The 11,835-nt window shown below is 60.0% G+C and carries 14 protein-coding genes; 10 read left to right on the forward strand and 4 right to left on the reverse strand.

Annotation, left to right across the window (positions count from 1 at the left end):
- Positions 1–18: 18 nt before the first annotated feature.
- A complete protein-coding gene (locus GA0061105_RS01675) occupies positions 19–912 on the reverse strand; it encodes a dioxygenase family protein (RefSeq protein WP_092747593.1) in 894 nt (297 codons plus the stop codon).
- A 251-nt stretch (positions 913–1,163) separates the two neighbouring features.
- Here GA0061105_RS01675 and GA0061105_RS01680 point away from each other — a divergent pair, with 251 nt between their 5' ends.
- Genes GA0061105_RS01680 through GA0061105_RS01725 form a run of 10 tightly spaced genes read left to right on the forward strand, consistent with a single transcriptional unit; the run spans position 1,164 to position 8,527 of the window.
- A complete protein-coding gene (locus tag GA0061105_RS01680) occupies positions 1,164–1,898 on the forward strand; it encodes a GntR family transcriptional regulator (protein ID WP_064691766.1) in 735 nt (244 codons plus the stop codon).
- Positions 1,898–2,719, forward strand: coding sequence for a sugar phosphate isomerase/epimerase family protein (locus GA0061105_RS01685; protein WP_092747595.1), 822 nt, complete (start codon positions 1,898–1,900; stop codon positions 2,717–2,719). The genes GA0061105_RS01680 and GA0061105_RS01685 overlap by 1 nt, the downstream gene beginning before the upstream one ends.
- Before the next feature lie 48 nt (positions 2,720–2,767).
- Complete coding sequence (locus GA0061105_RS01690) at positions 2,768–3,436, forward strand: amino acid ABC transporter permease (RefSeq protein ID WP_092747597.1); 669 nt, start codon at positions 2,768–2,770, stop codon at positions 3,434–3,436.
- Between the two features lie 9 nt (positions 3,437–3,445).
- On the forward strand, positions 3,446–4,096 hold the full coding sequence (locus GA0061105_RS01695) for an amino acid ABC transporter permease (RefSeq protein WP_064691763.1): 651 nt from the start codon (positions 3,446–3,448) through the stop codon (positions 4,094–4,096).
- Positions 4,097–4,139: 43 nt separating this feature from the next.
- Positions 4,140–4,964 (forward strand): transporter substrate-binding domain-containing protein, encoded by an 825-nt coding sequence (locus GA0061105_RS01700; protein ID WP_092747598.1) that lies wholly within the window; start codon positions 4,140–4,142, stop codon positions 4,962–4,964.
- A 7-nt stretch (positions 4,965–4,971) separates the two neighbouring features.
- A complete protein-coding gene (locus GA0061105_RS01705) occupies positions 4,972–5,745 on the forward strand; it encodes an amino acid ABC transporter ATP-binding protein (RefSeq protein ID WP_167358504.1) in 774 nt (257 codons plus the stop codon).
- A 19-nt stretch (positions 5,746–5,764) separates the two neighbouring features.
- Entirely contained in the window at positions 5,765–6,622 is an 858-nt protein-coding gene (locus GA0061105_RS01710) for a shikimate dehydrogenase (protein WP_167358518.1), read from the forward strand.
- A gap of 15 nt (positions 6,623–6,637) precedes the next feature.
- Entirely contained in the window at positions 6,638–7,006 is a 369-nt protein-coding gene (locus GA0061105_RS01715) for a 5-carboxymethyl-2-hydroxymuconate Delta-isomerase (protein WP_092747600.1), read from the forward strand.
- A gap of 31 nt (positions 7,007–7,037) precedes the next feature.
- Entirely contained in the window at positions 7,038–7,487 is a 450-nt protein-coding gene (gene aroQ / locus GA0061105_RS01720; RefSeq protein ID WP_064691758.1) for a type II 3-dehydroquinate dehydratase, read from the forward strand.
- Between the two features lie 2 nt (positions 7,488–7,489).
- The gene (locus GA0061105_RS01725) at positions 7,490–8,527 is read left to right on the forward strand and encodes a Gfo/Idh/MocA family protein (RefSeq protein ID WP_092747602.1); all 1,038 of its coding nucleotides are present in this window, start codon (positions 7,490–7,492) and stop codon (positions 8,525–8,527) included.
- A 42-nt stretch (positions 8,528–8,569) separates the two neighbouring features.
- On the opposite strand, the gene GA0061105_RS01730 is transcribed toward GA0061105_RS01725, so the two are convergent.
- The 3 genes from GA0061105_RS01730 to GA0061105_RS01740 form a co-directional block, all read right to left on the reverse strand.
- Entirely contained in the window at positions 8,570–8,803 is a 234-nt protein-coding gene (locus tag GA0061105_RS01730) for a BolA/IbaG family iron-sulfur metabolism protein (protein ID WP_004676237.1), read from the reverse strand.
- A 19-nt stretch (positions 8,804–8,822) separates the two neighbouring features.
- Complete coding sequence (purL, locus tag GA0061105_RS01735) at positions 8,823–11,054, reverse strand: phosphoribosylformylglycinamidine synthase subunit PurL (RefSeq protein WP_092747604.1); 2,232 nt, start codon at positions 11,052–11,054, stop codon at positions 8,823–8,825.
- A 119-nt stretch (positions 11,055–11,173) separates the two neighbouring features.
- Positions 11,174–11,752 (reverse strand): acyloxyacyl hydrolase, encoded by a 579-nt coding sequence (locus GA0061105_RS01740; RefSeq protein WP_092747606.1) that lies wholly within the window; start codon positions 11,750–11,752, stop codon positions 11,174–11,176.
- Positions 11,753–11,835: the final 83 nt, after the last annotated feature.

Raw genomic sequence — 11,835 nt, forward strand, 5'->3', positions numbered from 1 at the left:
TTGGCTCTGCTGATTTCGTTATTTGATCGGTGGGCGCGGCAGGATGGCCTCGCCCGGCTCCATGACGTAGGTATAGTCGAGCGAGAACCACGGACCACCGACGTCCGTGTCGGACGGGTGCGGCTCGTCATGACGGACAAAGTCGCCTGTCAAAGCCGCGGTTACGCCGAACTGCACATCGGAATCAATGTTCGGATCGCTCGGGTCGAAGACCTGGGAGATGAGGGTTTTGTATCCCTCTTTGAAGATCAGGGCATGCAGATGAGCAGGTCGGTAAGGGTGTCGGCCTTGCGCTTGGAGAAGCCGACCTACGACCCCGTCGATAGGGATCGGATAGCCCATCATCTTGACCGTTCTGAACCAGAATCGACCCTCGCCGTCCGTAGTGAACTTGCCGCGCAGATTCATTTCCGCCTGATCAGGATCCTGGTTCTCGTAAAGGCCGACAGGAGACGCGTGCCATACGTCGACCTCGGCGCCTTGGATGGGCTTACCTCCGCGATCAACCACCTTCGCGTGGACGAACAAGGGCGTTCCGGGCGTTTCCGAGCGGATGATGGTTCCGCCGTTCTCGACGCGCGGAGAGTTGAGCCGCCAAAAGGGCCCGAGTAGCGACTGTGAAGTCTCGGTCTGCCCGTTGTCGCCGTTGTTGAGCAGGCACACAAGCGACGAGACGCCAAGCGATCCGGCGATGAGCACGAACTCATTGTGGCTGTCAGTCTGCAGCTGCCCAATTTCGTTGAGGATGGCGGTCGCTTCGCGAAACTCGACTTCCGACAGCCTTACCTCCCGCACGAATGCGTGGAGGTGCTTCACCATTGCAACGAGTATTTCCCGGAGCCGCGGATCTTCGGTGCGGTTCATCACGGTGAGAACGGCAGGCGTCAACTCGCTTTCGGTCCTGATTGCCATAAGGCTACCTCCCAATGAGGCTCGACTACCAGAATAATCGATTATCGGTCAAGTCAGTCATTGAGCTTTAAACGCCAACGGCAGAGGCTGAATCGCACATTATTGCAACTAAATTACTGAAATAATTGTAAGAAAAAGAATTTTCGCTTGCGAAGATGCGGGCATGCGGCGCTTTCTCACGTATCGCGTTGACAAGAATAATCGTTTATTATATCGATCATCGAAACTTATCCGAATTGCTGGGAGGAAGGATGGATTCGGCCGACGACAGCTCTCTTGGGCCGTTGACAGAAGACGGGCCGTCAACCGGTTTTTTCGACGATGGCAAGAACACCATCGGCAGCCAGCTGGCATCGCGCCTTCGGGAGGCGATCATCTCCGGTGAATTGGAAGCGGGCAGCAAGATTAATCTCGACAAGGCGCGGAAGACTTTCAATGTCAGTCTGAGCCCATTGCGGGAGGGCTTGGCCCGGCTCATTTCAGACGGCCTGGTCGAGTTTCAGGACAACAGAGGCTATCGCGTCGCGCCGATCTCGCTGGCTAATCTCGAAGAGGTCACAAGCCTGCGCGAGGAGCTCGAGGTTTTCGCGCTGCGTGAATCGATGCGTCTCGGCGACGTCGAATGGGAGGGCAACATCATGCGTGCGCTTCATCGTCTGAACCGCACGGAGCGCGACGCCGCTCGTCCCGAAACGCTGGAGCACTGGGAAACGCTTCACCGCGAATTCCATCTCACCCTGATCTCGGGCTGCGGCAAACCTCTGCTACTTCACTTCTGCAGTCTTCTGCTCAATCTCAACGACCGATATCGCCGTATCTTCCTGATCCGTACGTCGGGGGATCGCAACGTCGGGCAGGAGCACAGCGAGATTGCCCAGGGCGCGGTCGCGCGTGATGTCGAGTATGCCTGCGAAAAGCTGCGCCAGCACATCCATCGCACCGGCACCAATCTTCGCAACCATCTCGCGACGAAGGGGATCGCGTGATGGCCGCCGCAGCATTGAGATCGGCACCCGTGATTGGCGTTGCGCATTTCTCATCGATATTGCTGCCTCCGGTGGAATTTGCGAAGGCCGCCGCCCGCGCAGGCTTCTCCAGGGTCGGGCTCAGGCTGAATCCGGCGTTCCCTGGTGCGCCTTACTACGAGCTGCCTGTCGGTGGTTCGGCTGCTCGCGAGCTGAAATCCGTGCTTGCAGGCGAAGGCGTCGAAGTTTTCGATGTCGAGTTCTTCGTCATCGATCCGTCGTTCGACGCGTCGTCGGTGGAGGCCACCGTCGCAGCGGCCGCGCACATTGGAGCACGGCGGCTTAGTGTCTGCGGAGACGATCCTGATCACGCCAGATTGGTAACGAACTTTTCGGAATTCTGCGGCCTCGCGGACCGTTACGGCTTGGCCGTCGACATCGAGAACATGGGTTGGCGGGTGATTAAAACCTTCCAGGACAGCGTCGGACTTGTGAAGGCGAGTGGTGCCCGCAATGCTGGCGTCCTCGTCGACGGAGTACATTTCTTCAGGAATGGCGGCACGCTCGCCCCGCTCCGAAGCGATGCCGGTTGGGTAAAGCACGTTCAGTTGTGCGATGTCGTTGGACCGGCGCCGGTGACGCCACAGGAGATGATCACTGAAGCTAGAGGCGGGCGGTTCGCACCAGGGGAGGGCGAATTGCCGTTGAAGGAACTCGTTGCAGCGGTCGATAGCTCCGCGGCGATCTCGGTGGAAGTCCCACTCGCAGGGTCCGCCCCGCCTGAGACGCATTTAAAACATCTGTACGACAGGGCAGAAGGATTATTCGGGCCGGATCGCTGATCCGGCGCCGGCGAGGCGTGAGCCGCGTCGGAGGGAGGAAGTCAACACATGGGTTATACGTTCGATTTTGGTGCGGTCTTCGACCGCGCCCCGGAATTTTTTTGGGGTTCGCTTGGGACGCTCGGTCTCGCGGTCACCGGAATGATCCTTGCGCTCGCGATCGGTATTCTCGGCGTCGCTGCAAGAACGTCCAAGAACAAGCTCGTCCGAGCTCCGGTGATTGCCTTCGTCGAGATTGTTCGAAACACACCGTTCCTGGTGCAGATTTTCTTCATCTACTTCGCGCTTCCGCTCATGGGAATCCGTCTGAACCCTACGGCTACCGCCATTATCGCGCTGGGGATCAATGGGGGCGCTTATGCGATCGAGATCATTCGAGGCGGTGTGGAAAGCGTGAGCAAGGGGCAGGTCGAGGCAGGCTTTGCATTGGGCTTGCATAAGACCGATGTGTTCCGGCTGATTGTTCTAAAGCCGGCTCTGCGGGCGATCTATCCGTCCCTGACCAGCCAGTTCGTGATGTTGACCTTGACGACTTCGGTCTGCACTTCGATCGCCGCCTACGAGCTGACCTCGGCGGCGCAGCGGATCGAATCCGACACTTTCCGAAGCTTCGAGGTCTATTTCAGCGTGACCGCAATCTACCTGGTCATCTCGAGCCTCATGATGGGCATCTTCGCCCTTATCTCCCGTTCCTACTTCAACTACCCGACCCGATAGGAGTCGTTCATGGGTCCCATCGGTGAAAACGAGCTGTTCTTCCTCTTGCAGGGTCTGAAATGGACTGTGCTGCTGGCCATCATCGGCTTCGTCGGCGGAGGCGTATTTGGAGTTCTGATCGCTCTGGTGCGCACGTCGAAGAACCGCTTCGCACGTTTCTTATCGTCGGGCTACATCGCGCTCTTCCAGGGCACGCCGCTCCTGATGCAGCTCTTCGTCGTCTATTACGGCGTCGCGCTATTGGGCGTGGACGTCAATGCATGGATCGCCGTGGCCATCGCGTTCACCCTCCATGCAAGCGCCTTCCTGGGGGAGATCTGGCGCGGCTCGATCGAAGCCGTTCCGAAGGGCCAGACCGAAGCCGCAAACGCACTCGGGCTGCATTACATCTCCCGAATGAAGGACGTTGTCCTGCCGCAGGCGCTGAAGATTTCGATGCCTGCAACCATCGGATTTCTCGTCCAGCTCATCAAGGGCACATCGCTCGCAGCAATCGTCGGCTTCATCGAGCTTACCCGTGCCGGACAGATCATTTCGAACCAGACCTACCGCCCACTGCTCGTCTTTGGGATCGTCGGAATCGTCTACTTCATCATTTGTTGGCCTCTCTCTCACATCGGGAGCGGCCTCGAAAAACGGATGGCGAAAGCTGCCCGCTAACCTTGCTTCGCTCGAAGCAAAGACCACAGAGGAGGAGAATGGAATGTATAGCAATCGCAGGCAATTTCTTGGAATGGCCCTGGCTACGGCCGCCTTCGTCACGGTAGGCGCCGCTGCGGCCTCCGCGGCGACCGTCGAGGAGATCAAGACCAAGGGCACGATCGTCGTCGGCATTCAGGGCGACAACGAGCCATGGGGCTTCGTCAACACCAGCGGCAAGCAGGACGGGTTCGACGCCGATGTCGCGACACTCTTCGCTAGGGAACTCGGAGTTAAGGTCGAGTTCCAGCCGCTCGCCGTCGCCAACCGCATTCCGGCCCTGACCACCGGCAAGGTCGATATCCTGTTCGCCACCATGGCTATGACGGAAGAGCGCGCCAAATCGATCCAGTACAGCAAGCCATATGCTGCGAACACCATCTCGCTCTATGCGGCAAAGGCCGATACCGCAAAAACGCCTGCCGATGTTGCCGGGTGGGAAATCGGCGTGCCGAAGTCCAGCTCGCAGGACAAGGCCGTTACGGACGCCGTGGGATCGACGGCGACCGTCCGCCGCTTCGACGACGACGCCTCGACCATTCAGGCGCTGGTCTCCGGACAGGTCAAGGCCATTGGAGGCAACATGTTCTATGGACAGCGGCTCGATGCCGCCAGCGCCGGCACCTACGAGCGCAAGATCGACTTCCTGACGACTTACAATGGCGTCGGAACGCGACTGGGCGAGAAGGACTGGAACGAGGCCGTCAATGCCTTCCTCGACAAGATCAAGGGTAATGGCGAACTTGCAGCCATCACCAAGAAGTGGATGAACATCGACCTGCCGACGTTCCCGGAATCCATCCCCAACATCCCGTTCACCGTCAAGTAAAGCATACATGGAGGGCGCCGTGCTCAGTTCCGCTAATGATCAGTCGACATTGATATCCCTTGAAAAAGTGGAGAAATGGTACGGCTCCTTCCATGCATTGAAAAACATCAGCCTGTCGGTTCGCAAAGGTGAGAAGATCGTCCTTTGCGGACCTTCAGGTTCCGGCAAGTCGACGTTGATCCGCTGCATCAACGCTCTCGAGCTGATCCAGGAAGGCAGGATCATCGTCGACGGGCAGTCGCTCGACGGCACAAGCAAGGCGATCGATGCCATTCGGCGTGAAGTCGGGATGGTGTTCCAGAACTTCAATTTGTTCCCGCACATGACCGTTCTGCAGAACTGCGCGCTTGCGCCCATGAGGGTCCGCGGAACCAGCCGGGCTGACGCCGAGAGGCTGGCGAGAAAATACCTCGAACGGGTTCGAATCCTTGATCAGGCGGAGAAGTATCCCGCGCAGCTCAGCGGAGGGCAGCAGCAGCGTGTCGCCATTGCCAGGGCCCTTTGCATGGAACCCAAGGCGATGCTGTTCGATGAACCGACATCGGCGCTCGATCCGGAAATGGTCAAGGAAGTGCTGGACACCATGATCGGTCTCGCACGCGATGGCATGACCATGATCTGCGTGACCCATGAAATGGGTTTCGCCCGGCAGGTCGCAGACAGGGTTATCTTCATGGCCTCCGGCGAGATCATCGAAGAGGCCAAGCCCGAGCTCTTTTTCAAGTCTCCGAAGCATGAGCGCACCAAGGCTTTCCTTGGAGAGATCCTCGCACATCATTGAGTCGATTGGGCATATTGCGATGAACAATAAATTCCTCGTCGGCCTCATCGGGGCCGACATCCAGATGTCGAAGTCGCCCGCACTTCATGAAACCGAGGCGCGGCACCTGAAGCTGGATTACCGTTACGAACTCGTCGATCTCGCCGAACGCAGTCTACCCGCTTCTGCGCTGCCCGAACTGCTCGCGGAACTTAGTGATCGCGGCTTCGCAGGAAGCAACATCACGCACCCGTGCAAGCAGACGGTCATCGCGCATCTTACCGGCCTGTCCGAGGACGCCGAGATGCTCGGAGCGGTCAACACGGTCGTGCTTCGGGACGGAAAGCGGATCGGGCACAATACGGACTGGTACGGCTTCTATAGGAATTTCGAGCGCGGCATGCCCGGCGCTGCCAAAACGCATGCCGTCCTGCTCGGAGCCGGCGGCGCAGGGGTTGCCGTCGCGCACGCGGCCATCAAGCTTGGTATCGAGGTGCTCTCGATCTTCGACCAGGACACAAGTCGCGCCGCTGCGCTTGCCGATCAGCTCAACCGGCGCTTTTCAAGAACCTGCGCGCAGCCGATCAGGGACGTCGGCGCGGCGCTCGATTCTGCGGATGGGCTGATCCACGCTACCCCGACGGGCATGCGAAGTCATCCGGGTCTCCCGATCGACCCGGAATGGCTTCATCCACGTCACTGGGTCGCCGACATCGTCTACATGCCGCTCGTGACCGAACTTCTGGCCTTGGCAGAAAAGAAGGGTTGCCGGACCTTGCCGGGCGGCGGCATGACCGTGTTCCAGGCCGCGGCGGCCTTTGAACTGTTCACGGGTGTAAAACCGGATGCGGAACGCATGTCGCGCCACTTCGAAGAATTGTGTCGAGCTACCGCCTGACCGGGAGGACATGCCTTGCCGCACATCATTATCGACTATAGCCAGGGTGCTGCCGAACGGGTGGCGATCGATGAATTGACCAGAGCGGTCCACCATCGGGTGCGGGACGGGGGCCTGGTCAAGCCCACTGCCGTGCGGACCTTCGCGAGGGAGGCGACCTTCTCCTGCGTCGGCGACGAGCATCCTGACAATCACTTCATCCAGATAATCGTGCGCATCGCGCCTGGCCGGCCGGCAGAAACGAAGCGGAAGTTGTTGAAGGCCGTCCTCGAAGCCGCGCGCGGCGTAGCGGCTCCCGCGCTTCAAGCGGGACGGCTGGGGCTGCGGGCTGATCTTTACGAATCCGATCCGGATTTCGCATTCCAGGAAATAGCGTTCGCCTGAGCTTGGCAACGCCCTCACAAGGACAATTACAATGAGCCTGATCTATGTTCTCAACGGCCCAAATCTCAACTTGCTTGGAAAGCGTCAGCCTCACATCTACGGTCACGAGACGCTGGCCGACGTCGAGGCAGACTGCCGGAAACTGGCCACCGAACTTGGCCACGAAATCCGCTTCCACCAGAGCAACCGTGAATACGAAATCATCGACTGGATCCACGAAGCGCGCGAAGACGGAGCCGGCATCGTCATCAATCCAGCCGCATTCACGCACACGTCTCTTGCAATCCTCGACGCCTTGAACACGTTCGAGGGTCCCGTCATCGAGATCCATATCTCCAACGTGCATAAGCGCGAAAGCTTCCGTCATCATTCCTTCGTTTCCCACCGCGCCGACGGCGTCATCGCCGGCCTTGGTACGGAAGGCTATCAGCTCGGAATTCGCCGCGTCGCGACGATGCTCAAGGCCCCGAAGAAGGACTGACTATGGCTCCCCCAGTCAAGCTGGCGGTCCTCGGCGCGGGGCTCATCGGAAGGCGTCACATCAAACACGTGCTGGACGAACCGATTGCGGAGCTTGTCGCGATCGTCGATCCGACACCGGCTGGAGAGGCGATTGCAAGCGAGGTCGGCGCCAAATGGTTTTCGAGCTTCGCTGAAATGGTCGCCGTAGCGCGCCCTGACGGCGTCATCATCGCGACGCCCAACCAGATCCATGTCAGAAACGGTTTTGAGGCGGTAGAGGCCGGCATCCCGGCCTTGATCGAGAAGCCAATCGCCGACGATATTGCCGCTGGCGAGAAGCTTGTTCAGATAGCGGAGGCCAAAGGCGTCCCACTGCTGACCGGGCATCATCGCCGACATAATCCCATGATGCAGAAGGCTAAACAGATCATCGAAAGCGGAACGCTCGGGCGAATACTGGTCGTGAACGCGATGTTCTGGCTATTCAAGCCGAAGGAATACTTTGATATTTCCTGGCGGCGCGAACGCGGCGCGGGGCCGGTCTTTCTCAATCTGATCCACGACATCGACAACCTTCGCTACTTGTTCGGGGATATCACGGCGGTCCAGGCACGCGAGTCCAATGCAGTTCGCGGGAACGCGGTTGAGGAGACCGCGGTGATCCTCATCGAGTTCAGCAACGGAATTCTCGGCTCTGCTTCCGTTTCGGATTCCGTCGTCGCGCCCTGGAGTTGGGAGATGACGACCGGCGAAAATCCTGCCTATCCTAAAACTGAGGAGGCCTGCTACATGATCGGCGGCACCCACGGGTCGCTGTCGGTGCCGTCACTCAACATGTGGAGCAATCCCGGCAACAGGGGCTGGACGGAACCGTTCGAATGTCATCGCTCCAAGATCGAGCACGAGGATCCGCTCGTCCTGCAGATACGCCAGTTTTGCAGGGTCATCAGAGGCGAGGAAGAACCGCTGGTCAGTGGACGTGAGGGACTGGAAACCTTGAAGGTTATCGACGCCGTGAAGCGATCCGCCGCAGCGGGCCAGCGTGTCACCCTGATCTAAATGGTTATCCGCCAATTCAAGGCGGCCGCGACTCGCGCGATGTCAATCCGGCGCTGAGGTCTGCAGCGCGAGCGCGTGCAACACGCCGCCCATATTGCCCTTCAGCGCCTCGTAGACCATCTGGTGCTGCTGCACGCGGCTTTTGCCGCGGAAGGCTTCGGCGACGACTTCGGCGGCGTAGTGATCGCCGTCGCCCGCCAGATCGCGGATCGTCACCTTGGCACCGGGAATCCCAGCCTTGATCATGTCTTCGATATCGCCGGGTTTCATGGCCATGATCGTTACTCCTTGCGCATTATTCCGCGGCCAGTTCGCCGCGGCCTTCCATGAAATCAGGGAACCACGATTCATGGGCATCGCGCAATTGCTGAATCGGCAGCGAGATGAGATCGCCGACGACCAGCGCCGATCCCCCGACCGTGCCGAGACGGCGGAAGGGAACGCCGGCACCTTCGGCATTAGCGCAGACGAAATCGGCGACATCGGCTGGCACCGTCAGCACGTAGCGCGCCTGGTCTTCACCGAAGAGCAGCGCATGCGGCGCACCCTTGCCCTCGCCGAGATCGATCTTCAGGCCCTTGTCCGATGCCATGGCCATTTCGGCGAGCGCGACGCCGAGGCCGCCCGAGGAAATGTCATGGCAGGCGGTCGCCTGGCCGTTGCGGATAACGGAGCGGACGAAATCGCCGTTGCGGCGCTCGGCGAACAGATCGACCTCAGGTGCGGGACCTTCGCGGCTGGAAAGCACGTCACGCAGGTAGACGGACTGGCCGAGATGGCTGCCGTCCACGCCGATCATGATCACCTTGTCGCCGTCATTGGCGCTGCCGATGCGGGCCATCTTGCGCCAGTCCGGCAGCAGGCCGACACCTGCGATCGTCGGGGTCGGCAGGATGGCGACGCCATTGGTCTCGTTGTAGAGCGAGACGTTGCCGGAGACGATCGGAAAGTCGAGCGCGCGGCAGGCTTCGCCGATGCCCTTCACCGCTTGAACGAACTGGCCCATGATCTCAGGCTTTTCGGGGTTGCCGAAGTTGAGATTGTCGGTGGCGGCGAGCGGCTCGGCGCCGGTTGCGGTGATGTTACGCCAGCATTCGGCAACGGCCTGCTTGCCGCCCTCGAAAGGATCGGCCTCGACATAACGCGGCGTCACGTCGGAGGAGAAGGCAAGCGCCTTGCTCTTATGGCCGTCGACCCGCACGACGCCGGCGTCGCCGCCGGGAAGTTGCAGAGAATTGCCCTGGATCAGCGTGTCATACTGTTCGTAGACCCAGCGGCGGCTCGACTGGTTGGCCGAACCGACGAGTTGAAGTAGCGCCTGGCCGTAATCCCTGGGAGCGGCGACGAGATTGGCGGGCAGGGGCGCAGGCTTGCCGGCTTCGCGCCAGGGGCGGTCATATTCCGGCGCCTGGTCGCCGAGATCCTTGATCGGCAGGTTGGCGACTTCTTCGCCCTGATGCATGACGCGGAAGCGCAGGTCGTCGGTCGTCCTGCCGACGATCGCGAAGTCGAGGCCCCATTTGACGAAGATCGCCTTGGCTTCCTCTTCCTTCTCCGGCTGCAGCACCATGAGCATGCGCTCCTGGCTTTCCGACAGCATCATCTCATAGGCGGTCATCCTTTCTTCACGGACCGGCACCTTGTCGAGTTCGAGCAGGATGCCGAGATCGCCCTTGGCGCCCATTTCGACGGCCGAGCAGGTGAGGCCGGCGGCACCCATGTCCTGGATGGCGATAACAGCCCCGGTCTGCATCAGTTCGAGGCAGGCTTCGAGCAGGCACTTTTCGGTGAAGGGGTCGCCGACCTGAACGGTCGGGCGCTTCTCTTCGATCGATTCGTCGAACTCGGCCGAAGCCATCGTCGCACCGCCAACGCCATCGCGGCCGGTCTTGGCGCCAAGATAGACGACCGGAAGACCGACGCCCTTGGCTTCGGAGAGGAAGATGGCGTTGGATTTCGCAATGCCAGCGGCAAAGGCGTTGACGAGAATGTTGCCGTTGTAGCGCGCGTCGAACTCGACTTCACCGCCGACCGTCGGCACGCCGAAGGAATTGCCATAACCGCCGACGCCGGAGACGACCCCGGAGACGAGATGGCGGGTCTTCGGGTGATCCGGCTCGCCGAAGCGCAGAGCATTCATCGCGGCGATCGGGCGCGCGCCCATGGTGAAGACGTCGCGCAGGATGCCGCCGACGCCGGTCGCCGCACCCTGATAGGGTTCGATGTAGGAGGGGTGATTGTGGCTCTCCATCTTGAAAACCACGCAATCGCCATCGTCGATATCGACCACGCCGGCATTCTCGCCCGGGCCCTGGATGACGCGCGGTCCCTTGGTCGGCAGCGTGCGCAGCCACTTCTTCGAGGATTTGTAGGAGCAGTGCTCGTTCCACATGGCCGAGAAGATGCCGAGTTCCGTAAAGGTCGGCTCGCGGCCGATCAGATCCAGAATGCGCTGGTACTCGTCCGGCTTCAGGCCATGGCCCGCAATGAGTTCCGGCGTGATCGGCATGGTGTTTGGAATGGTCATGAGCGGAGAGTCCCTGGCGCGTTTTGCGCTGTCTTTAGCTTATGTAGCGGCGACGCGCGACAGGAAAATGCCCGCCGTCAACAGAGGGCGGGCAGAGTTTTCGACAAAAGAGCGAGCGATCAGAACTTGTAGCCGATCTGCAGGCCGGCGCGCGTCATGCCGTCGTTCGGTCCATCACAGAGATTGGCATGGGAGGAGTGGGCGATCTGGGCCATCACGTTCCAATTGCGGGTGAAACGATAACCGGCGCCCACATATTCGTGAAAGAGGACGCGACAGCCGAGTCCCGGTCCGTCATCATCGTCATCGAGATCGCCGGTGTGGATGACACCGCCGAAACCGGCTTCGGCAAACAGCTTCTCGTTGAAATCAACGGTCCAGGTGAAGCCGGTGAAGAACTGCGTGGCTTCACCCGCTGTGCCGATCGAGGTGCCGACATGGACACGTGGATGCAGCAACTGCTGCCAGCCGACCGTCTCATCATAGCCGAAGGGATCGAAGAGGGCGGTAATTTCAGGAAAGACGCCGTTTTCCCTGGAGTGCCCCGATTGAACCGAAGCTGAAACGCCGAAGCGCAATTCGTCGAATATTTGCTCACCTGCACTTGCGGAGCCGGTCATGGCGAAAAAGCCGATTACCGCTGCCACTGACGCTGTACTCAAAAAGCGCAGAGCGACCCTGCCGAAGTCGATCTTCATCTGCTGTCCTTTGATTCCCACGGGGGATGATCAAGAGGTACCACGGCCGTTCAGGTGGTAAAGCATCGCGATTCACCACGGAT

It is taken from the genome of Rhizobium aethiopicum, from assembly GCF_900094625.1.
Lineage (GTDB): Bacteria > Pseudomonadota > Alphaproteobacteria > Rhizobiales > Rhizobiaceae > Rhizobium > Rhizobium aethiopicum.